We start from the raw sequence: 23,060 nt of genomic DNA on the forward strand, positions 1-23,060 counted from the left end.
CCTGTTATTTAATGCCGTAATATATAGCAGCTAAGACCATAGGAATAGGGCCTAAAATTGCTGTTAATGCCCAAATACCCACCCCAATATCCATTGGAATATTAAGTATATGAACGCATACCCAGTAGGTTAACCCACCAATCACAACATTCATAGCCACCCGTTTAATGGTGAAAAATGCTACTTTGAAAGCAATGTAGGCTACAGCAATGGAAATAACCGCCGATATAATCGGTGATGCTAATAAAGCTCCCATACTACTATCCTTTCATTTCTTGACGGTTCACTACGGCACCGCCTAGAGTTAATTCATCGGCATATTCGATATCGCCACCCACAGGAACACCGCGGGCAATGCGCGTTACCTTGATGCCACTTGGACTTAATAATCTCGCCAAATACAGAGCTGTTGCTTCTCCTTCGACATCTGGGTCTGTCGCGAGGATAACCTCTTGTACAACACCATCACGAAGGCGTGCAATCAATTCTTTTACGCGAATATCATCGGCACCGATGCCCTCCATAGGGGATAAAGCGCCTTCCAATACATGATACAAGCCCTTATAATCACCACTGCGCTCGATAGCAATCACATCGCGAGATGTTTCAACAACCATAATCGTCGTTTGGTCGCGATTTGGATTGCTACAGAATTCGCAAGGATCTTGAGCTGATAAGTTAAAGCAAATAGAACAGTGACGCGTAGCCCCCTTCGCTTCTACGATAGTTTCCACGAGGCGGTCTACCTCTTCCTTCGGCATTTCTACCAAATGAAAAGCCAAGCGTCTAGCCGACTTGGAGCCGATGCCAGGCAAGCGGCGCAGCTGTTCTACGAGCCGTTCTAAAGCGTTTGTCATTTAGAATAAACCTGTTGGCAAGTTAAGACCACCAGTTACTTTGCCCATTTCTTGAGCCAAGAGGTCGTCTACTTTTTTGCTAGCTTCGTTTACCGCAGCCATTACTAGATCCTCTAACATTTCTACATCTTCAGGATCCACTGCTGTTGGGTTCAATTTCAAAGACTCGATGATTTTTTCGCCGTTCATCACAACTGTTACAGCACCGCCACCTACGGAAGCTTCTACAGTACGAGTTTTTAACTCTTCTTGCATTTTCTTCATATCTGCTTGCATCTTTTGAACTTTTTTCATCATGCCAGTCATATTGCCCATACCTTTACCAAACATTGTATTTCCTCCTTTTAGGACATCGTCCTATACTAATATTCTAAGTCCACATCATTAACAATATATGACATAGATTTATAACATATATGTCACCTAATAGCCCCAAGGCCAAAGGTTATTATATAACAATTACTTTTTCATCTATTCTTCGATGACCTCAACTATGATGTCATGGTCTTCAGATAATTTTTCTAACGTTTCCGCCAAGAGAGGATTGTTTCGTTCCTCTTCTGTCATATGCTCTGGATCCCAAGCGTATTCTCGAGCCACCGTAACACTATCGATAGCCTCTACTTCAATAGGTGCTGCTGAAAGCATATCATTGTCATCACCTTGATGCGGGGTTACCTCACGAGGTTCACCCCCATCAGACTTTGGGACAGCTTCAACCTCGATATGCGCACCGCTATCCATAGGGCGCTCTAACACTTCGCCATCCTCGCTGATAACAGTCACACTATCTAATGGATGTGGCGGCATATCATCTAAGGATGATACATAAGAATCCTCCATATCATCTACAGGCACATCATCAAAGGAATGAACTGGAATATCATCCCCTTCAATAGAACCCGCTAGAGACTCAATAGGAATCTCACCATCGGGGACCTGATTAGATGGACTGCCATCAAAAGTTGTAATCGGCACATCACCACCAAATGCAGGCTCTGTTTCTACATCAGCTCCTACTGCAGTTTCTGATGCATCTATTGTACTTGTATTCGCACTATCACTAACTGCTGTATTTGCAACAGCACCGCCGGTTTTCTTGGCTAAGAATGCCATAGCCGCAGCCTTAGCCGCGTCCACGGCTGCAGAATCAGGCTTACTCTCTTGCGGATCATTGGTTAAATCCATTTGTGTCGATTGCCCACCAGAGGTCGTCTTTACGTCAACCATCGGTTCTTGTGGTCGTTGGGGTGCTTTTACTTGGCGTTGTGTGGTGCTACCAGCAGCCTTTTTATAGTCTTTATAAACTTGCGTGAGAGCATCCACGATTTCTACATGTACTGCATAGCCCAGTGTATAGGTGAAAGCATCAACCGCCTCCGCCAAATTCACTTCATTGGTCATTACATTGAGATGCAATGCATTTTTAAAGGCCATGACCGCCTTGCTTTGGTCTACGTACACTAGCTGACCTTGACCGATAACGGTAGAGGTCATATTGCGATTGCTATCCTTCAAGTATTTAATCACATTGGATTGTACATTGCGATACTCTTGAGCAGACAAGATTTGGTCACTAATGATAGCTTGTGTACTAATGCCTTTTTTACCGCGACCTTTAGCTTGGTTTCTCGTGTTTTTTCGGGAAACTGGGTCTCCATTATCCGGTGGTGGCGCCATGCCAACGCCGCCCATTGGTGGCGGAGCTATACCCACTCCATTCATCGGAGGAGGTGTACTACCTGGTGCTCCCATCGGTGGAGGCGTCATACCCACACTCGCAGGCGGTGGTGTCATGCCTACGCTGCTTGGAGGTGGCACAATGCCAACAGCAGTATTTTGAATACTACTCATGGAAGTATTCTGTACAGCAGCATTATCTACAGGAACAAAGCTGTTCGCATAGCCGCTAGGTGGACCAAATGCATTAGCACCATAAGCTGGTGTAGGAGCCGCTGGGCCTCGTTGTTCCAATTGAGCCATGCGGTTCAATAAATCATTTCGTTCAGATCGCTCAGCACTTTCTAGAGCATATACACGGTCTTCTAAGCTTTCATCAACAGAGCCTAATTTAGCACAAAGCACAAGTAGACCCATTTCAATGATGGTTCGTGGATTATCCACTTGTTTCGCATCATTCATGATAGATTGCGCACTGCGTACATATTGGTTAAGTTCATTGAAATCAACGCTATTAGCCTGAGCTAAAAACTCATCCTTAAAGGCATCGTATACCTTGAGTTCATCTGCATCTGGAGCCACCTTACCAACGAGCAAGGCGCGCACATGTTGAATAAGAGCTTCCATTATCTGCGTTGCATCACGACCTTCTGCCAATGCATCGTGAACGTAGGATAATACTTTAGGGCCATCGCCATTGCGCAAAGCATCTAGGAAGTGAATAATCCATTCCTTACTTACGAGACCGATTAATTCTTCCACCACTTGCGGTGTAATAGAGCCCGTTGCCATACCGGCACATTGGTCTAAAATACTCAAGGCATCACGCAAGCCACCATCTGCATGAACAGCAATGAGCTGCGCCGCTGCAGAATCAAGGCCAAAGCCTTCTTTTTCTGCTACATAGGATAAACGCTGAGCGATATCATCAGATGTAATGCGTCTAAAAGTGTACCGCTGACAACGAGACACGATAGTAACAGGCAATTTTTCAATTTCTGTAGTAGCAAAGATAAACATCACATGAGCAGGAGGTTCTTCTATGGTTTTTAAAAGTGCATTCCACGCCTCTGTAGTGAGCATGTGGGCTTCGTCTATGATGAACACCTTTTTACGCCCCTCAACAGGCATAAATTTGACGCTTTCACGAAGAGCACGAACCTCATCGATACCACGATTGGATGCGGCGTCGATTTCAAGAACGTCCATGGACTGTCCACTCAAAATCGATTTACAAGCACTACATTCGTTGCAAGGGTGATCCGTTGGGCCCTGCTCACAGTTAATAGCGCGCGCAAAAATCTTCGCCATACTCGTCTTACCAGTCCCCCGAGGACCGGCAAATAAATAGGCATGAGCTACCTTATCCTCCCGGATAGCGCGCATCAACGTATCAGACACCTGATGCTGACCAACTACATCGGTAAATGTCTGTGGACGATACTTACGATATAGCGCAATATATGCCATTGGAACACCCCCTTTTTCCGAAACTTACAATACTTTATTATACCATATTCAAGAAAATCTGACTCATTTTATAGAGTTTTATCAGTAATTCATACTAGTCATTTGAGCCCATCAATTAGACATAAAAAAAGCGGCCCCACAGGCCGCCTTGCAATATTCGATCACGACAGCCCCCGGGTTCCCCGTGGCACATGAAGGTTACCGCTTAGTGCTGCTACCTCTCAGTCCTGACACGATTCACAGGCCCCCATTGCACAGGCCCGAGAACTGCCATGATCCAATATTGCAATATAAATATTATACATGAAAAAGCCTCTATAGTCAAAGCTATAGAGGCTTTTCATATATCCTATCCAAACGATATTCAATCAAATTAAAAATTATTATGCATATTTCTCTTTAAATGCAGCCAATTGTGCTTCTTCTAAGGATAAGCCTTGTTCTTTGAAGCGTTCAATAGCAGCTTGCATTTCTTCGTATGCTACAGGCACAACTTTTGTAAATCTGTTTACAAAGTTATTCCAGTTTTCTAAGATGTGACGGCCTTTAGCAGAATTAGTATGCAATACATGTTGTTCTATCAGTTCTTTAATGCGTTTAAGGTCATCATTATTGGCTGTACGTAATTCTACGAGACCTGTATTAACATAGCGTTCATCGCAATCAAGGATGTACGCATAGCCACCGGACATACCTGCTCCAAAGTTACGGCCAATTTTACCGAGTACGAGCACTTCGCCACCAGTCATGTATTCACAGCCATGGTCGCCAACGCCTTCCACAACGGCAGTAATACCGCTGTTACGTACGGCGAAACGTTCACCGGCCACACCGTTGATGTAGGATGTACCAGAGGTTGCACCATAGAAGGCAACGTTACCGATAAGGATATTTTCATCAGCTTCAAAGATGGATTTCTTCGGTGGATATACAGTGATGGTACCTCCGGACAAGCCTTTACCGAGGTAATCATTCGCATCACCTTCAAGTTCTAGTGTCATGCCTTTAGGAATGAAAGCACCGAAGGATTGACCTGCAGAGCCTTCGAAATTCAACTTGATTGTATTGTCTGGCAAGCCACTTTCACCATAACGACGTGTAACCTCAGAACCAACCAAGGTACCTACAACGCGGTTGATGTTAGTGATAGCCAGTTTAGCGCGAATCGGTTTTTGGTCCTCAATAGCAGGACGGCACATACGCAAGAGTTTGGACATATCCAAGGTGCGTTCCAGCTCGTGATCTTGGTCAACCATATGCATATGGCCTACAGAGGAATCGATGTACGGACGGAACAATATGCGTTTAAGATCAACGCGAGACAATTTGAAGTTATCATCTTGAGATTTTTGACGCACAAGATCGATACGACCAACGAGCTCAGCTACGGAGCGAATACCTAAACGAGCCATGATTTCACGCAATTCACGTGCGATGAAAATCATCAAGTTTTCAACATATTCAGGCTTACCTGTGAAACGAGCACGCAATTTTTCGTCTTGTGTAGCTACACCATAAGGACATGTATTAAGATTACATACACGAGCCATTTTACAGCCTACTGCTACGAGAGGCAATGTGCCAAAGCCAAATAACTCAGCACCGAGCATAGCTGCCACAGCCACATCGAATCCCGTCATCAACTTGGAGTCTACTTCTAATTGAACACGGTCACGCAATCTGTTGAGCATCAAGGTTTGATGAGTTTCAGAGAGACCAAGTTCCCAAGGTACCCCTGCATGTTTTACAGACGTGCGACCTGCTGCACCTGTACCACCATCGTATCCGGAAATCAAGATGTTATCTGCTTTTGCTTTCGCAACACCAGCAGCGATTGTGCCAACACCTGCTTCAGAAGTCAATTTAACGGAAATACGCGCATCTTTGTTGACACATTTCAAGTCGTAAATCAACTCTGCCAAGTCTTCGATGGAGTAAATATCATGATGTGGTGGTGGAGATACGAGCTCAACACCTGGAGTGGAGTGGCGAGCCTTGGCAATTTCAGGATATACCTTTTTACCTGGTAATTGACCGCCTTCACCTGGCTTAGCACCTTGAGCACATTTAATTTGCAATTCTTTTGCATGAATGAGGTAGTTCGCAGTTACGCCAAACCGCCCAGATGCAATTTGTTTTACTTCGGAATTCATGCTATCGCCGTTTGGCAATGGTTTAAAACGATCTACATCCTCGCCGCCTTCACCAGAGTTAGATGTGGAGCCTAAACGGTTCATTGCGATGGCGATAGCTTCATGAGCCTCTTTACTGATCGCACCGTAGCTCATAGCACCAGCTTTAAAGCGTTTTACAATAGATTCTTCAGGTTCAACCTCTTCGATAGGAATACCGCCACCTACAGGGTAGTTCAATTCCATCAAGGAACGCAATGTAACGTGGTAATCGTTGCGAATCGCTTTGGAGTATTCTTTATATTTTGTGTAGTCGCCGTTGATAAGAGATTCTTGTAAAAGCTCGATTGTCTTAGGATTGAATAGATGCTCTTCCCCATCTTTTACAGGACCATACCAACCGCCTGGTTCGAGTACTGTTTCATCGGATTTGAAAGCACGTTCAAAGCGAGCTAATGCTTCATGTGCTACCCCACCAAGACCAATACCGCCAATACGTGTTGGTGTATTTACGAAGAACTTATTAATGAAGTTAGTATTCAAGCCCAACGCTTCAAAGATTTGTGCACCGTGGTAGGAACGAACTGTGGAAATACCCATTTTGGACATAACCTTCATAATACCACCTACAGCGGCCTTGATGTAGTTCTTTTCTGCTTGTTCTGGTGAAATATCGCCAAGACGTTTACGAGCTTGTAAATCGCGTACAGTTTCAAGCGCCAAGTATGGGTTGATAGCTGTTACACCATAGCCAATCAATGTACAGAAGTGATGTACTTCACGAGGTTCACCAGATTCAAGGATGAGACCAATTTCTGTACGCAATACTTTGCTAATCAAGTGATTGTGAACGGCTGCTACAGCCAACAACGCTGGAATTGGCGCATGATGTTCATCGACACCACGATCAGATAAAATCAATACATTTTGATCTGTACGAGCTGCTTCTTCTGCCTTAGCACACAATTCATCTAATGCATCGCGCAAGCCTTCGGCACCCTTAGTTGGATCAAATAGGATTGGCAAGGTTACAGATTTCATGCGACGGCAATCAAGAGCTTTAATGGATGCCAATTCTTGGTTTGTAAGAATTGGGGTACGCATGGACAATGCATAGGTACCAGCTTTGTTAGGTTCTGTTAAATTACCAGAGTTACCAAGCATAACCCGTGTAGATGTAACCATTTCCTCACGAATAGAATCAATTGGAGGATTCGTTACTTGCGCAAACATTTGCTTGAAGTAGCTATATAGCAATTGTGGTTTATCTGACAAGATAGCTAAAGGCGCGTCGGCCCCCATGGCACCAACAGGATCTTTCCCATCTTTTGCCATAGGCACAATCATACGCACAAGGTCTTCTTGGGTATAACCAAAAGCTTGTTGTTCTTTGAATAAATCATCTACTGTTGGAATTGTACTTTCATCGGCCTGCGTAATTTCAGACAAATGAATAACGTGTTCCTTTACCCATTCATTGTATGGTAATTCAGTAGCGACGCGATGTTTGATTTCTTCATCGGAGATGATACGTTGCTCCTCTGTATCAATGAGTAGCATTTTACCTGGTTCCAAACGGCCTTTAGCGCGGATGTTTTCAGCATTTTCGTTTACAACGCCAACCTCGGAGGCCATGATAACGCGATCATCTGTTGTCACATAGTAACGAGCAGGACGCAAACCATTGCGGTCAAGGACACCGCCGATAACTATACCATCGGTAAATCCCATAGCAGCAGGGCCATCCCAAGGTTCCATCATAAAGCTATTGAACTCATAAAAATCATGTTTTTCTTGGCTCATGAGATTATTGCGTTCCCAAGGCTCAGGAATCATCATCATAATCGCATGAGGCAAGGAGCGACCTGTCATGTGCAAGAATTCTAATGTGTTATCAAACATAGCAGAGTCAGAACCGCTATCATCTACTACGGGGAATACCTTTTTGATATCTGGGAACAATGGAGATTCCGCTTTACCTTCACGAGCATTGATCCAGTTTACATTGCCGCGGATGGTGTTGATTTCACCATTGTGAACTAAGAAACGGTTAGGATGTGCTCGAGCCCAACTTGGGAATGTATTCGTACTGAATCGGGAGTGAACCATTGCCAACGCAGAGGTAAAGTCAAGGTCGCTCAAATCGAGGTAGAAGTCGCGCAATTGACCAGGTGTTAACATGCCTTTATATACGATTGTTTTGGAGGATAAGGAGGCAATATAAAAATCGCTAGACAATTCCTTGCTCAATGGGATAATGCGTTTTTCTGCCAATTTACGAATGATATATAATTTGCGTTCAAATTCCTTATTGTTCGTTACATCAGGGCCTTTGCCGATGAGGATTTGAATCATCCAAGGACGAATCGCCGCAGCCTCTTTGCCGACCTTTGTACCATCAACCGGTACTTCACGCCAGCCGAGAACAACTTGCCCCTCTTCGCGCACGACCTCTTCGAGAATTCGTTTTTGCTCGTTACGGAGACTTTCATATTTATGGGCAAAGACCATACCTACGCCATATTCGCCAGCTGCAGGTAGATTAATACCAAGCACTTCACACTCCCGCTTGAAGAACTCATGTGGGATTTGTACTAAAATACCGGCACCATCCCCAGTATCCTTGTCGGCACCGGCACCGCCACGATGTTCCAAGCGCTCTAAAATGCGTAAACCATCGTCGATAATATCATGAGATTTTTTCCCCTTAATATTAACAACGAAGCCCATGCCACACGCATCCTTTTCAAATTGGCTACTGTACATACCATTGGCTTCAAGTCTAGCTTGATCTAGACGTTGTTGCTCTATTGTGCTTTGCTTCATATCCATAACGTGCACTCCTTCATATCACTTGATCATTCCAAGCACTGCGGCATCGTTCCGTTCGGTCTTGGTAAAAGTATAACTAACAAACTATTTCTCTATAAAATTATCAATTTAACATTCTATAGAATTTTATGTCTATACACAGTATACTCCTGTCCACTGTGAATTGAAAATATAAAAAAAACATAGTCTATGCTTTTCATGCATAGACTATGAGTTTTTATCACTATTGTTTTTTGTATACAAGGATACAGGGATACTAAGCTTCTCATCCAATAAATACGATGGGCTTATTATTTAGAGTGGAAAAATCAACAGTTATTTTTCTCGACCAAAATTATCCCCTACTTCACAAATAATCGTAATAGCTTCGTCCTTACCATACGGCACGAAAGTTAGCTCTGATGCGTGTAAACATTGGCGTGTATAGGGCTTCTTGCGCGTACCATACATAGCATCACCTACGATAGGATGACCAATATGTTCCATGTGAACCCGAATTTGATGAGTTCTGCCAGTCAACAATTTAAAACGTAACAGAGTATTGTCTCCTTCATAACCGAGAACGGTATATTCCGTTTGAGCAGGCTGACCAAACTCATCGATAACACGGCGATTATCGAATACTGGATCTACCCCAATAGGCTCATCTACCATGCCATCCGCATCAATATGACCTTCTACAAGACCTGTATAAATACGGTCGATACGACCTGCTTGTAGCTCATCCGTATAGTATTGTTGTGCTTCTTTTGTTTTACCAAAGAGAATGCACCCCGATGTATCTCGGTCGAGGCGGTGCACAGGTCGAACCTTATGAACTACGTTTTTCTTCGCATAATACCCTGCCACATAGTTACTCAATGTACAAGACTTCGTTTGCCCTGCAGGATGAACGAGCATAAAGGGATCCTTATTTACAACTAACGTATGCGCATCTTCATAGAGAACTGTAATCGGTCCCTTTTCTACATCAATCCCATAATCCTTATCTTGTGGTAACTCCAAGGTTAATACATCACCCTTTTTAAGTGCTCGCTGCGAATGAGCCACACGGCTATTAACTTTTACCCGTTTCTTGCGAAATACCATTTGGATATCCCGAGAGGATAGGGAAAATCGTTCCTTTACATATTTAGAAACCGTCAACTCAGTAGGTTCTTTCACCGTATACGTTTTCCAGCTCATATTACCACCATTCGTTAATATATGTTTTTTGTTCAGGATAGAGAATATCGAAATAGTCCAACCATTCTTCGCTTACTGATAGTTTCCCTTCAAAAGCAAGGTCTCGAGCCGTAAGTGTGCCCATTAATAACTGGCTCAATGCACCAACTTCAACGGTAACATCCGCTTCGCCATCCAATGTATCAGAAATCTTTTTAACGGATGGAGTTAATGCACCGCCATATTGTACTTCATAGCGACCTTCGTTCCAACTGCAAAGCCCATCTTTTACAGCAAAGGTCATTGTTATAGGCATCATCAATGCCTCTTGATTGACAGGAATTGCTTCGAAAGCAGCTTTTACATCTACAATACGACTCATCATATATGGCATGGTAGCGTGGCCAGTTCTACCATCAGGATAGAAGCGATAATATGTATCGTGAAGGCCTTCATTCCAACGGATAGACGTACCTTGAGAACGGTGATTATAGAAATAATTTAATAATGCACGTTGTGCACGGCGTGTCGTGTAAACCAACTCAGTAACAGGAATTTCAGGCTGACCTAAACGATACACTGCGTAGCCTTCAATGACATGGTCATCGTTGCGCACTACAGCAACATTTACGCCTTCTGCAAAAAAGCTGCCTAACAAACGTTTCCATTCCTTTTCACCACGTTCTGCGTAGCCAGAAAGACGAGCCGTATATGTTTTATATACTGGATCTAACAAAGTCCATTGATCTACGCTATTTAGTAAGCCAAAGCTCAACGTTTTATCTGTCATAGGGCGCAAGTCTTCTAGCGATATGGTATTCACCCATTGATGAGCATAAAGCTCCCAACCATATTGTTGATAGAACGCTGCCTTGGATGGCATCAAAATCGTCATAGCTTGACCGCGTTTACGAAGCTCCTCTAGTGCAGCAGTTAACAGTGCACCGCCTACACCACCACGGCGGGCTGCTGGATGCGTTGCAACGCCTACCATATAGCTCGTAGGCAATACGGCACCACGTACATTAAGATTGTATTGACGCAAATGAACGGTACTCAACAATTGGTCCTGTTCTAGGCCGACCATTGTATTCTCTGGTTCATAACAATTTGTAAAATAATATTGGAAGAATGGATCTTCCTTTGGTTCAAAGCAGTACGCCCATAGATTTTCCACATGAGGCGTATCTTGAGCCGTCGCAATTCTAAATTCCATAATTATGTCCTCGTTATATCATAAGAGCCGTTATCTATCTGTCGCGTCACAGCGTATAATATCTAATCTGATCTAATTTAAGCACATCACATCGCCATATCGCCATATCGCCATATCGCCATATCGCCATATCGCCATATCGCCATATCGCCATATCGCCATATCGCCATGATGATACGATAGTTACATTCAAATAGATAGTCTAACAATTCTATTATAACAAAATGAGCTATGAAGCACATCGACTTCATAGCTCAGATTTTATTTACCACCTGTCGCATTATCTGCTTCGTTAGCATATACTGCGTCATATTTTTCAGCAAAATGATCTGGGTTATAAGATTCTTTTGCTTGACGAAGACCAGGCAAGCCCATATCTTCTTCACGGTTGATGAATTCTACTTCGCTAAATTCATGACGAATGAATTCATTATTGATAGCTTGATACAAACCACGAATATCTGGATTTGCTTTTTCAATGTGAATCAAAGCAATTCTGTCATTGAGAAGTTCACCGATACTAAAAGCCTCAACACGGCCGAATAATTTAATGGCACCGCCTTTAAGGCCCAACACGTCCCAGTTATCAAACAACAAGTTGATGGCTACCAATTCATCTTCGATACCTTCTTCATGATGCGTTTCTACCCAAGATGCTGCCGTTTCACGACATAATGGGATGATATCATCTGTAATTGGCACATATTCATAGTTAGAATATTGCATGCGAAATTGGTTTAAATGGTTTTTCTTTTGACGGAATTTCTTACCAGACAAGTTGATAAGATCTTCGGACTTGTAAATATATTCGTAATTGTCACGGTCAGGTGTAAATGCATAGCGACCAGGACATAGGTCTTCCATGCGTTCTTTCACATCTTTGCTAACGCCTTTAAATCGGAACGGCAATTTATTTTCTACGAACCATTCTTTAGCACGCAACAAACCATCAAGGAACTTTGCATCTTTACCAGCAAATGGAGGCAATAGGAATGGCTCACGCTTGCCACCACCTTGGATATACAATACGCCATTCTCTTCAGCCCAGCGAATACCGTATGGATCTTGCCACATAAACAATGTAGTAAAGCAATTATCGGATGCTTCATAATGATGTTGTTCAAAATACTTGTCGATTAATGGTTTATCTCGCAATTCAAAACGTTTAAATTCTAAAATAATAATCCCTCCTATCAGATTCCTCTTTTGAGGTTACTTTCACGATTTGTGAAAGTTTCGATTCTATCATATTTAAACATAAATTCTAACAATCTAGTATTAACCCCATAGGGTTCGTAATTACAATTTTACAGATTCACCTAACTCAAAGGTGCCATCCGTTGTGATAACCTTGTCACCTTCGTTAAGTCCAGAAATAATAGCTACGTCATCACCTTCAGTAATGCCTACCTCAACAACACGTACATCAACTGTATTATTCTCGGTTAATACATATACATATTTGCCATCTTGATTTTCCCGAACCGCCTTAGTTGGAACGGTCAGCATCTTGGCTTTCACATTAGATTCAATAACGAGTGTATAGAATTCACCAGCCTTGATAAGGCCTTTCTCATTATTGAAAGTGGCTTTCACAAGAACACTTGGCACATTTTCAGGTTGAGTAATATCTACGTAAGTCAATTCACCTGGTAATTCTTGGTCACCTACCTTGAGAAGTACCTTCATGCCATTCTTCGCTTCAGGTGTACCTAATTTCATAGCCGCATCACGAGGAATGCTGAGGGATGCAACCATCGGCGTAGATTGCTGAATCATCATAAATGGACGGTCTGCAATCGCCATTTGACGGTCTTCGTTATAGATAGATGTTACAGTACCTGCTATAGGAGCCACGATTGTAGATGCCGCCATCTGAGCCGATACTTGTGCGATTTGTGCCTCAATGGCCGCCGTATTGATGCCTCCGCCACCACCGGTTGTAACTGTTGTAGTTTGTGGTTGAGATCGTTCCAAAATACGATCATATTCTTTTTGTGTGATTATGCCCGCTTCACGCATGCGTTGAGCCTGTTCCAGTTGAGTACTGTCTATAGATGCTGCAGTCGTAGTCGTCACAGCTGAGGCATATGATTGTGATTGGGCTTGCGCTAATTGTCCTTGCAAGGATGCTAGCTGTTGTTGTAAAGCCGATGTATCTACAGTTGCCACAGTTTGACCTTGCTGTACTTGATCGCCTACTTTCACGGCATACACGACCTGCCCCGTCAAGGTCGGCGTTATCGTCGCCTTATTAAGGGCCGTTACATTGGCATCATTATGAATCTGCAACGGCATATCCTTGTACGTTACCTCTGCGACGGATACGGTTTTCGTACCACATCCCGCAATAGCGAGTGTCATAATCATAACACCAAGGATAGCAATTACAGAGCAAAAACGATTTATTTGCATTCTGTCACTTCCTATCATATTGATTTTTATCAATACCTTAGTATATCATAAAATCAGTTAGAATTGTATGAAAGCTAATTCCTTTAATTTATGGATATAACGGAGGTTCTCATGGAAGAACGGATGGACTTTAGGATTTTAAATAATGGTAGCTTCATTCCCTCCATCGGTTATGGTACCTATAAAACAGGTACCGAAGGAGAGACTGAACAAGCTGTTGCCAATGCACTTGGCGTAGGCTATCGTTTACTCGATACGGCCGCCTATTATGGCAATGAAGAAGCCGTGGCTAAAGGAATCAGAGCATCTGGTATCAAACGAACAGATATAATCATCACTACTAAAATTTGGCACACTGATGCAGGCTACGATAATACGATGCGTACTATTGAAAGTTCCTTAAAGAAATTAAATACCAACTATATTGACATCATGCTGGTGCATCAACCACTGGGTGATTACTACGGTTCTTGGCGCGCCATGGAAGAATTATACGATCAAAATGTACTTCGTGGGTTAGGCCTATCTAACTTCTACGAGGATCGCCTCATTGACTTGTTGTACCACTGCAATGTAAAACCGGTGGTCAACCAAATCGAATGCCACCCGTTCAACCAACGTCACTCCCTCTTACAATTGATGAGAAAGCATCAAGTTGTAGGTATGGCATGGTCTCCATTTACCCGTGACCGCCAACCAATTTTTGACCATCCAATCATCAAAAGCTTGTCGGAAAAATACGGTGTTTCAAAACATCAAATTATCTTGCGTTGGCACATCCAACGGGGCATCATTCCATTGCCAAAGGCAAATAACGTGAGCCATATGGAAGCTAACTTTGATGTATTCGATTTCAAATTAACTAACATCGACATGGACGTTATGGAATTATTAGACCAACAAGACTTCTTGGAAGACCATCATACTGCACCAGGTCTTGAAAGACTATTACAACTTAAATAGAATATACTAACATTTATTTATAATTGGCAATAGTTAAAATAAATATTACAACTACGCTGTCTCAATAAATAAAACAGTACATAAATAACAAAACCACTTATATCTAATTTAGGAATAGATATAAGTGGTTTATTTTAGTGTGCTTTATTCTATTTAGGTACATTAAATACGGCTTGAACAAGTATCATATATACTACAGTGCCTGCTCCAATAGACATGAACATATTTCGTTTCCATACATGCATGGCAACGGTCACTAATAAAGCGATAAGTTCCGGTACTCCATATGGATAAGAAAGCACAATTGTATCTTTAAAGGTATACACAACAAGCATCCCCATAACAGCTGCAGGTAATGCCTTGCCTAAATACTGTACAAAATCTGGGGCCTTCCTACCAGGTGCGAAAATAAGAAAAGCAGAGAAACGTGTAAGTAATGTGCCCGCTACAACAATGGCAACGGTAATGACTATTTCAAAACTAGTCAAGATGTACACCTCCCCACTTATACGCTATATAACATACTACGAGCATACACCCCATAGAAGCAAGCATAAATAAGGATTTTCCCGTTAATAGAAGCATTGCTAGGGCTACAACGGCTCCAACAGCACCTAAGCCTCGAATATTATTACTTTTAGCATTAAATAACATTTCAAGGAATATAACAATAAATAAGCCAGGTAATACAAAACCAATACCTCGCAAATCTACAGATGCTAATAAATCGCCGAACAATCCCCCTACAAGAGTACTCACAACCCAGAAGATATAATTAAGCCACGATACATGGAAGTAGAACCATTTTTCATCTACATCATCGGGTAACTTCGTAGATACATTAATTGCAAAACTTTCATCACACATCCACGCAACTGTAGGAAACCACTTCCATCCCATATGCACATATCGCTGTAGTGCAGATAGACCATAGAAGAAATGACGCCCATTGACAAACAAGGTCAACATAAAAGTATTCACTGGATCAAAGCCTGCCATTAACAGCCCAATAGTTACGAACTCCATGGAGCCTGCAAATATGGTACTAGCTAAAACAGGAGCGGTCCACCAAGGAAACCCTTGACTGGTAGCATACAAACCAAAGCCTACTCCAAGAAAGAGGAAACTAAGCCCCATGGGAATCATAATAGGAAGTGCAAAAGAAAATGCACTTCTATTTTTTATTTTATTTATAGGGAGCGCCTCCTTTCCATATCATACAAGTTTACACTGTTAATCCCCTTAATTATAAGGCACGCATTAAAATCTCGCGAGCTACTTCTGGTGTTACATCACCATTTTCACCAAGTTGTGTCATGCCATGGTCCTCTAATTGTTTCACAATTTTATCAACTGCTTCTTCACCAAGACCATAGTCTTTCAAATGCGTAGATACGCCAAGGGACTCGAAGAATTCACGAGTTTTAGCGATAGCCTTGTCCGCTTTTTCTTCGTTTGTACCTTCTGTAATATGCCATACCCGTGTAGCATATTGTGCCAATTTTTCAAGTTTGTCTGCTTTTTTCACTTCTAACAATGCAGGTAATACGATAGCCAATGTAATACCATGGTCAAGATGGTACGCCGCAGTTAACTCATGGCCAATCAGATGAGTTGCCCAGTCTTGTGGCACGCCGGCACCAATTAAACCATTTAATGCCAATGTAGAGGCCCACACGTGGTTAGCACGAATATCGTAGTTTTCTGGATTTTCTACTGTTTCTTTGCCGATTTCAATCATAGTTTTTAAAATACCTTCGCTGAAACGATCTTGAATACGACCTTCTACAGGGTATGTTAAATACTGCTCTGTGGTATGCACAAAGGTATCGATAACGCCATTCTTAACTTGTCTTTCAGGCAAGGTGAAAGTCAATGTTGGATCAAGCATGGAGAACTTAGGGAATACTAAGCTACTGAATACAGGGTATTTACCGTCACCATAAGTAATAACTGCACCATTGTTCATTTCGGAACCAGTTGCAGGTAGTGTCATAACTGTGCCAAATGGTAATGGATTTGGTACCATGTCTACCGGAACCTCTGGCACACCAACTTTCATTACCTCAATAACGGGACCATCATAGGTAGCACCCATAACGATAAGTTTTGTAGCATCTACTACAGAACCGCCGCCTACAGCGAGAACGAAATCTACGCCATGTTCTTTAATGAAAGCTACCGCACGTTCACAAGTTTCAAGAGATGGGTTTGGCTCAATACCACCAAACTGCTCAACCTTGCGGTTACCAAGAGCTTTCACAATGCGATCAATAAGACCACTGTGCACAGCGGAGCCACCACCATAAGTAATGAGCACCTTTGCATCCTTTGGTACCAATGTATCTAATTCATCTAAACGGTCTTTACCAAATACGATATGTGTAGGGTTATAAAAATCAAAATTATACATACATCCTCCATTAATCCGACATATAGATATATGAATCCATATTAGAATTATACAAAAATATTTAAAATATAAATTTACTACCTAGCGATCACACATTCAATATAACACATTAATCAATATATTATATTGAATTGTATTATAAATGAGCTAGAATTTCACCATAGTTTTAATCTATAGCTAACTGATATGCTTTTATCATATACAAATCCCCTTCATCCATGATAGGATATAACCATTATAAGACTTGAAAGGGATGATTATATGAAATTAAAAACATTGTTAGCACCATTACTTATCGGTGCTCTTGCATTTGCTATCGCTGGTTGTGGTAGTACATCAAATCAATCAACACAAACACAAAAAGAAATCAAAATAGGTGCTACATCTGGTCCTCATGCACAAGTAGCTGAAGCTGTAGCAAAAGAAGCTAAAAAACAAGGAATCGATCTTAAAGTAGTTGAATTCTCAGACTATGTAACACCTGATAAAGCCCTTGCAGATGGCGATATTCAACTGAATGCTTATCAACATGTACCATTTATGGAAAACTTTAACAAACAAAATGGTTCCAACTTAGTAGCAATCGGTAAAACAATTTTGGTGCGTATGGGCTTATATAGTAATAGCGTACACAGCGTACAAGATGTACCTGAAGGCGCTACTGTTTCTATCCCAAATGACCCTACTAATGGTGGTCGTGCATTAGCATTATTAGCTAAAGCTGGATTAATTACGTTAAAAGATGGTGTCGGCTTCAAAGCAACAGTTGCAGATATCACATCTAACCCGAAGAATATAAAGATTCAAGAACTAGAAGCAGCTCAATTACCTCGTAGTCTAGATGATGTAACAATTGCAGTTATTCCAATGAACTATGTGCAAAGTGCTGGTCTTAGTGTAGAAAAACAAGGTTTCTTCTTCGAATCTAAAGATGAACCACTAACAGTTATCGTACTTGCAGTTCGTAGTGAAGACAAAGACAACGAAACATACAAAAAAATTGCAGATATTTACAAATCTGATGCTATTAAACAATACATCGACGAAACATTCAAAGGCACTATTACAACTGCCAACTAATAAAGTTTATATCGTCACTATATAACTAAAAAGAGATGCCCCAATGATTACAATCATTGGGGCATCTCTTTTTTACTCTTCTGTATCAAATGTAACATCTAATGGTTGACGCTCTACAATATTGCGATATCGTACTTTAGGATATCCCATAAGAATGCCACCAGCTACAATTTTATCATCAGGTACACCTAATTCATCTAATAATGGTTGGTATTCAGCTTCTCCAGCATGTTCAAAGAAACCAGCCCAACAAGTACCAAGGCCTAAAGTCGGCGCATATAGCTCAGCATAAGACAAGCAAGAGTGACCACTATCATGGGTACGATGAATATCTTTTTTAGAGCCAATTGCCACTACGAGAGCCGGCGCATCGCGCAAGATATACTCCTTGCCTTTATCTACCTCTGCTTGAGCAGCACGAGCATAGAGACGCATAATCGGTACTGTTTTTGCAGCCAGATGCATCCACTCTAGAACAAGATCAGCAATACGGCGCAACGTTTGTTTATCTCGGATTACTATATACGAAATACCTTGTGTGTTAGTCGCTGTTGGCGCCATTCTTGCAACGTTTAGCACTTTGCGAATGAGCTCTACAGGGACTGGTCTATTTTGATAGTTACGAATAGAGCGACGACTACGCATGAATAGCTCAGCTTGCTCAGGCGTTAACTTAGGTTCCTTTGTAATATCGATTTGCTCCTTACGCGGTGTCATATCGCTATCAAGAGCAAGCGTTGGGCATACGGAAATACAATGCCCACAGGAGATACAACCTCCCCTGCCAGTTACAGGTCCAGCATCGGACATCACCAGCAATCCGGTCGGACAGTCAGCAACGCAAAGGCCGCATCGTGTACAGACTTCTGTATTGACGGTAAATAACATCTGAATATCCTCCAAATACTACTATAAAGCCTATTATAACATACAAAATCAAGTCATATCTAGTTTTAAACAATTATTCTAATTGTAATGGAGCTAATCCCTGTTCCTATATTTGCCTTTTGGATGGGGCCCCGTTTCATTAATACAACTTGGTAAAAAAAGTAAGAATACGCTTGCTTGCTCCGTTCTTCGCAAAGTCGCTGCACAAGCGTATTCTTACTTTTTTATCACTGTATTTATAAAGATGCCCCATCCAAAAGCGTAAATAATCTAGCTAATACTTATATAGAGTCATTACAATTACACCTTGAAATAAATCATAGAAAACACTATCATTTTACACATTATAATAAACTTTATAGTAGTGGCGCCATGCCCACCGTATGGGAAGGACTAGCCAGAGGATAATCTACTGGCTTGTCTTGATGCAAATTCAGTCAAAACTACTTAGCCGCTCTCGCCTCTCCGTTCCTCTAATTATAAAAGCATATTCAGTAAATATCAGATGTAGCTTGTGATGGGACCGGTTAATAGCAGACGCTCAAATAATAAAAAGAGTTCCCTATGCAGCGACTTTGCGAAGAACGGAGCAAAGAGGGAACTCTTTTTATTATTTATTGAGTTGTCGCAATCTAACAGGGCCCCATCACAAGCGGAGAAGATTTACTCAAATGCTTTTATAAGTTCCATGTATTGCGCTTTATGTGTCATTCTCCAGGTCCCAAAGTCTGGTTCTGCGGATTGGTTTAGAATATTTGCCAAAGATTCCAAAAATTCTGGAATTTTTGTAGCTACAATATTGCCGGCCATTTTACCGAAGTTTTCAGAGCCCATGTGTTCTGAGCCACCGTCTACAAGGATAAATGCTACCATAGGTTTCTTATCTACTAATTTTACAGCACCATGGAAACCAATTTCGCCAATTTGGTGTGTACCACAGGAGTGTGGGCAACCAGATATATGTAAACGAGGTAGTTTTCTTGTATCTATGCCCTTTTCTTCAAGGTGTGCGAAGATATCTTTCAAAAGACCGTTAGAGTCTTGCATACCAATCTGACATATAGTAGAACCAACGCAAGATACGGAACGGCGGAAATCATTTTTAGCGCTGTCATCAGTTAATTCCGCAATTTTGCGTGCTTCATCAGCTGTGAGATTGATGAAGAACAATGCTTGGTCTGGCGCAATACGTGCTTCAACTTGATCAAGTGTCACCGCATAGTCAAGGGCCGCCAGCAAGTGTTCAACGTTCGCATCGCCACCTGCCGGATGGTATTCTACATAGTATAACCCGTCTTGTTTTTGACGGTGAATACGATAGTTTTCCACAGAAGCATCACGCTTACCAGTTTTTGTAATTTCATAAGCGTAATCAGCCGGATTAATACTTAGGTGTTCTACTTCTTTTACCATAGCTAGGGTTTCTTCATAGATTTTGATGAAAGCTTCCGCCCCACCCATTTCAGCAGGCATGTAACGAGTACGAGCCTTACCGCGGTTTTTGAAGTTACCATGGTTAGAAAAGACCATAAGCATAGCTTTCACATGGTACAAAACATCCTCAGGCGCTACATCATGTGCCACCGGAATACCAATGCGAGGATTAGGACCAATACCGCCACAAGCATACACATCAAAGGTATTGTGTTTTGTTAAGTTAAAACCTAGGTCCTTGAACGTAGAATGTGGGGTACTATCAAAACCATTATCTATGCCCATTTTAAATTTGCGAGGAATCTTGATATAGAACATTTGCTCCATAAGAAATTCACTAATAGCCGTTGCATATGGCGTAATATCTAGAGTTTCACGAGGATCAATGCCGCGTAAAATACTAGCTACCACATTGGGATTATCACCACCAGCACCACGGTTGTAAATACCGTGATCATAACATTCCTTATAGAGCTTTAATATTGTATCACCATCGAGGCCGTGCATTTGTAAGCATTGGCCAGTAGTGAAATGTACGTGTTGTAGGTTATATTTACGAATGGAGTCCGCTAAAAACTGCATGTGCTCGCGCGTCATGCGGCCACCATTGAAACGCCAACGGCTCATACCAGTATTTGCACCGCGCTCAGCGTAACTACCATAGGCACCGGACTGCCCTTTATAATCTGCAATAGATAGTTCTTTCTTATAGAACTTATGTGTCATATCCTCAAACTTTGGATAATCTGCAATTAATCGATCTTTCAATTCTTGTGTAATCATACTATTACCCTCTTGGCTTATATTTATTAAGCATAATTCGTAACTTTATAACGCTTAGTATACCATATATGCATAAGTATGTTAGTAGCTAAGCTCACAATTTCAATATCGATTCTTAATAATATAGTTTACAATCTGTAATAATTATCACTTTTAAAAAAGGCAAAAGAGGCTGTAACCAAATGTGGTTTTACCACATTCAGCTACAGCCCCTTTTTATAATAATTATATGATTAAGTATTGCTAGTTATTATACTCGACCTTCGTTAGGATTATTGTATGCATCCTTATCGATGGTTCCCATAATTTTGTCTACTACCAAAGCATTTGTTAATGACCCAGATACGTTCAAACATGTACGTCCCATGTCAATCAATGGATCGATAGCTAGAATTGGGCTAATGGAGGTGAAGTATGCTCCAAGGCCTGTACCACTAAGGGATACAGATGCCGCCATTGTAGCCGTACCTGGCACGCCTGCGATACCAACAGAACCAATAGCAATAACGATAACACTCATGATATACATAGTCATATCAAATGGAATATTGGCTACATTAGAGATGTACACCACAACAAGTGCTGGGAACACGCCCGCACAACCTTGCATGCCCGCAGTAGTACCGAAGGAAGCTACTGTATTAGCAGTTGTAGCATTTACACCAAGACGTTTTGTCAAAGTCTCTACAGTTAATGGCAATACACCCATCGAAGAACGAGAAGTGAACGCCAATAAGAGTGGTGCTTTCGCTTTCTTGAAGTATGTAATCGGATTGTAGCCAAAGCTAGTAATCAAGATTGCTTGTACGACAAACATAATCAAAAGACCAACGTAAAGCAATACTACGAACAAGCCCATATCAAGAATAGCTTGTACACCGCGTGTTGCCAATGTAGATGCTAATAAAGCAACTACACCATATGGCATAAGACCAATAATGAAATCAGCTACCCAGGAAATCAATTGGTGAAGTTCATCAAATAGTTTTGTGAACACCTCCATAGAGTTTGTCCCTGTTTGTTTTAACAGACGAGCTACGCTACCCAAGATAATTGCAAATACGACAATGCCGATAACATTTGTTTCAGCAGCCGCTTGAATCGGATTGCTTGGGATTAGTGCTCGGAATGTATCAACCATAGGTTTGATTTCACGAATCTTCTTACCAGATTCAACAATATCAAAACCTTGACCTAAACCGAAGGCATTCCCCAAAATTAGGCCGACTATAGCAGCAACGGCTACCATGCCGAGATTTGTAGAAATCATGGCAACTACTAACTTTTTGAGGTTAGCTCCTGCCTCCATGTGTAAAATAACGTGAACAATAGAGATAAAAACGATAGGAATAACAAGCATGCGGATTAAGTCGATGAAACCGCCCCCTACGAGAGAGAACCACTTTGTACTTTCCTTGATGTAAACCACTTTGGATGGATCATCAGGGAAGCCTGCAATAATTTGGACCGCTATACCAAGTACGGCACCAGCAATAGTACCAATAATAACAAGATTACCGAAGGATGTGCCCTTGCGTTGCAATACATAAATACCAATTAACACGAGCACAAACACCGCGATAATACCAATACTTAGTGGATTGCTTAACATGAGGTAATCTGTAAAGAATGGAATATTCATAATACACCTCTTTAATTCATATCACAACAATAGGTTATGAACTTAGTATAGCATATATCGAAAAAAATACAAGTATAATATTTATTTTTTG

At 41.6% G+C, this 23,060-nt stretch carries 17 protein-coding genes and 1 other RNA gene; 2 read left to right on the plus strand and 16 right to left on the minus strand.

The window, feature by feature from the left end:
• Positions 1-4 precede the first annotated feature (4 nt).
• The 10 genes from AAA071_RS05380 to AAA071_RS05425 all read right to left on the minus strand — a co-directional run bounded on the left by AAA071_RS05380 (position 5) and on the right by AAA071_RS05425 (position 13,766).
• Positions 5-256, minus strand: coding sequence for a hypothetical protein (locus AAA071_RS05380; RefSeq protein ID WP_004694917.1), 252 nt, complete (start codon positions 254-256; stop codon positions 5-7).
• A gap of 4 nt (positions 257-260) precedes the next feature.
• The gene (gene recR, locus AAA071_RS05385; RefSeq protein ID WP_101928522.1) at positions 261-857 is read right to left on the minus strand and encodes a recombination mediator RecR; all 597 of its coding nucleotides are present in this window, start codon (positions 855-857) and stop codon (positions 261-263) included.
• Complete coding sequence (locus tag AAA071_RS05390; protein ID WP_008714816.1) at positions 858-1,187, minus strand: YbaB/EbfC family nucleoid-associated protein; 330 nt, start codon at positions 1,185-1,187, stop codon at positions 858-860.
• Positions 1,188-1,328: 141 nt separating this feature from the next.
• Positions 1,329-4,007 (minus strand): DNA polymerase III subunit gamma/tau, encoded by a 2,679-nt coding sequence (dnaX, locus tag AAA071_RS05395; RefSeq protein ID WP_278618249.1) that lies wholly within the window; start codon positions 4,005-4,007, stop codon positions 1,329-1,331.
• A gap of 167 nt (positions 4,008-4,174) precedes the next feature.
• An RNA gene (gene ffs / locus AAA071_RS05400) (signal recognition particle sRNA small type) lies at positions 4,175-4,274 on the minus strand.
• Between the two features lie 116 nt (positions 4,275-4,390).
• The gene (gene gltB / locus AAA071_RS05405; RefSeq protein WP_278618250.1) at positions 4,391-8,971 is read right to left on the minus strand and encodes a glutamate synthase large subunit; all 4,581 of its coding nucleotides are present in this window, start codon (positions 8,969-8,971) and stop codon (positions 4,391-4,393) included.
• A 315-nt stretch (positions 8,972-9,286) separates the two neighbouring features.
• Positions 9,287-10,156, minus strand: a complete 870-nt coding sequence (locus AAA071_RS05410; RefSeq protein ID WP_278618251.1) for an RluA family pseudouridine synthase — start codon at positions 10,154-10,156, stop codon at positions 9,287-9,289.
• Between the two features lies 1 nt (position 10,157).
• Positions 10,158-11,351 carry a GNAT family N-acetyltransferase gene (locus AAA071_RS05415; protein WP_302131990.1) on the minus strand — a complete coding sequence of 398 codons (1,194 nt, stop codon included), beginning with the start codon at positions 11,349-11,351 and terminating at the stop codon, positions 10,158-10,160.
• 261 nt (positions 11,352-11,612) lie between these two features.
• Positions 11,613-12,548 (minus strand): DUF2156 domain-containing protein, encoded by a 936-nt coding sequence (locus AAA071_RS05420; protein WP_316062400.1) that lies wholly within the window; start codon positions 12,546-12,548, stop codon positions 11,613-11,615.
• 102 nt (positions 12,549-12,650) lie between these two features.
• Positions 12,651-13,766, minus strand: a complete 1,116-nt coding sequence (locus AAA071_RS05425; RefSeq protein WP_302131989.1) for an efflux RND transporter periplasmic adaptor subunit — start codon at positions 13,764-13,766, stop codon at positions 12,651-12,653.
• Between the two features lie 111 nt (positions 13,767-13,877).
• Here AAA071_RS05425 and AAA071_RS05430 point away from each other — a divergent pair, with 111 nt between their 5' ends.
• The gene (locus AAA071_RS05430; protein WP_302131988.1) at positions 13,878-14,729 is read left to right on the plus strand and encodes an aldo/keto reductase; all 852 of its coding nucleotides are present in this window, start codon (positions 13,878-13,880) and stop codon (positions 14,727-14,729) included.
• Between the two features lie 149 nt (positions 14,730-14,878).
• On the opposite strand, the gene AAA071_RS05435 is transcribed toward AAA071_RS05430, so the two are convergent.
• The 3 genes from AAA071_RS05435 to AAA071_RS05445 all read right to left on the minus strand — a co-directional run bounded on the left by AAA071_RS05435 (position 14,879) and on the right by AAA071_RS05445 (position 17,142).
• Positions 14,879-15,217 carry a branched-chain amino acid transporter permease gene (locus AAA071_RS05435; RefSeq protein WP_302131987.1) on the minus strand — a complete coding sequence of 113 codons (339 nt, stop codon included), beginning with the start codon at positions 15,215-15,217 and terminating at the stop codon, positions 14,879-14,881.
• Positions 15,210-15,875, minus strand: coding sequence for an AzlC family ABC transporter permease (locus tag AAA071_RS05440; RefSeq protein ID WP_004694895.1), 666 nt, complete (start codon positions 15,873-15,875; stop codon positions 15,210-15,212). Before AAA071_RS05440 ends, AAA071_RS05435 begins: the two co-directional genes overlap by 8 nt.
• A gap of 100 nt (positions 15,876-15,975) precedes the next feature.
• Positions 15,976-17,142 carry an iron-containing alcohol dehydrogenase gene (locus AAA071_RS05445; protein WP_004694893.1) on the minus strand — a complete coding sequence of 389 codons (1,167 nt, stop codon included), beginning with the start codon at positions 17,140-17,142 and terminating at the stop codon, positions 15,976-15,978.
• A 261-nt stretch (positions 17,143-17,403) separates the two neighbouring features.
• Between AAA071_RS05445 and AAA071_RS05450 the strand changes: the two genes are divergently transcribed.
• Positions 17,404-18,222, plus strand: coding sequence for a MetQ/NlpA family ABC transporter substrate-binding protein (locus AAA071_RS05450; RefSeq protein WP_004694891.1), 819 nt, complete (start codon positions 17,404-17,406; stop codon positions 18,220-18,222).
• A 72-nt stretch (positions 18,223-18,294) separates the two neighbouring features.
• Here the strand turns inward: AAA071_RS05450 and AAA071_RS05455 are convergent, their stop codons facing one another.
• The 3 genes from AAA071_RS05455 to AAA071_RS05465 all read right to left on the minus strand — a co-directional run bounded on the left by AAA071_RS05455 (position 18,295) and on the right by AAA071_RS05465 (position 22,969).
• Entirely contained in the window at positions 18,295-19,110 is an 816-nt protein-coding gene (locus tag AAA071_RS05455) for a nitroreductase family protein (protein ID WP_004694890.1), read from the minus strand.
• 663 nt (positions 19,111-19,773) lie between these two features.
• Positions 19,774-21,327, minus strand: coding sequence for a nitrite/sulfite reductase (locus AAA071_RS05460; protein WP_302131984.1), 1,554 nt, complete (start codon positions 21,325-21,327; stop codon positions 19,774-19,776).
• Positions 21,328-21,577: 250 nt separating this feature from the next.
• Positions 21,578-22,969, minus strand: coding sequence for a cation:dicarboxylate symporter family transporter (locus tag AAA071_RS05465; RefSeq protein WP_008602231.1), 1,392 nt, complete (start codon positions 22,967-22,969; stop codon positions 21,578-21,580).
• Between the last annotated feature and the right edge of the window lie 91 nt (positions 22,970-23,060).

It is taken from the genome of Veillonella parvula (assembly GCF_040097785.1).
GTDB classification, from domain to species: Bacteria; Bacillota; Negativicutes; order Veillonellales; family Veillonellaceae; genus Veillonella; species Veillonella parvula_D.

What these genes read in the sequence shown, in the direction of transcription:
- AAA071_RS05415 (WP_302131990.1), bottom strand. Translation starts at nt 11,351, where the DNA reads ATGGAATTTAGAATTGCGACGGCTCAAGATACGCCTCATGTGGAAAAT.
- AAA071_RS05410 (WP_278618251.1), bottom strand. Translation starts at nt 10,156, where the DNA reads ATGAGCTGGAAAACGTATACGGTGAAAGAACCTACTGAGTTGACGGTT.
- AAA071_RS05440 (WP_004694895.1), bottom strand. Translation starts at nt 15,875, where the DNA reads ATGATTCCCATGGGGCTTAGTTTCCTCTTTCTTGGAGTAGGCTTTGGT.
- recR (WP_101928522.1), bottom strand. Translation starts at nt 857, where the DNA reads ATGACAAACGCTTTAGAACGGCTCGTAGAACAGCTGCGCCGCTTGCCT.
- AAA071_RS05425 (WP_302131989.1), bottom strand. Translation starts at nt 13,766, where the DNA reads ATGCAAATAAATCGTTTTTGCTCTGTAATTGCTATCCTTGGTGTTATG.
- AAA071_RS05430 (WP_302131988.1), top strand. Translation starts at nt 13,878, where the DNA reads ATGGAAGAACGGATGGACTTTAGGATTTTAAATAATGGTAGCTTCATT.
- AAA071_RS05390 (WP_008714816.1), bottom strand. Translation starts at nt 1,187, where the DNA reads ATGTTTGGTAAAGGTATGGGCAATATGACTGGCATGATGAAAAAAGTT.
- AAA071_RS05455 (WP_004694890.1), bottom strand. Translation starts at nt 19,110, where the DNA reads ATGTTATTTACCGTCAATACAGAAGTCTGTACACGATGCGGCCTTTGC.
- AAA071_RS05460 (WP_302131984.1), bottom strand. Translation starts at nt 21,327, where the DNA reads ATGATTACACAAGAATTGAAAGATCGATTAATTGCAGATTATCCAAAG.
- gltB (WP_278618250.1), bottom strand. Translation starts at nt 8,971, where the DNA reads ATGGATATGAAGCAAAGCACAATAGAGCAACAACGTCTAGATCAAGCT.
- AAA071_RS05465 (WP_008602231.1), bottom strand. Translation starts at nt 22,969, where the DNA reads ATGAATATTCCATTCTTTACAGATTACCTCATGTTAAGCAATCCACTA.
- AAA071_RS05450 (WP_004694891.1), top strand. Translation starts at nt 17,404, where the DNA reads ATGAAATTAAAAACATTGTTAGCACCATTACTTATCGGTGCTCTTGCA.
- dnaX (WP_278618249.1), bottom strand. Translation starts at nt 4,007, where the DNA reads ATGGCATATATTGCGCTATATCGTAAGTATCGTCCACAGACATTTACC.
- AAA071_RS05380 (WP_004694917.1), bottom strand. Translation starts at nt 256, where the DNA reads ATGGGAGCTTTATTAGCATCACCGATTATATCGGCGGTTATTTCCATT.
- AAA071_RS05445 (WP_004694893.1), bottom strand. Translation starts at nt 17,142, where the DNA reads ATGTATAATTTTGATTTTTATAACCCTACACATATCGTATTTGGTAAA.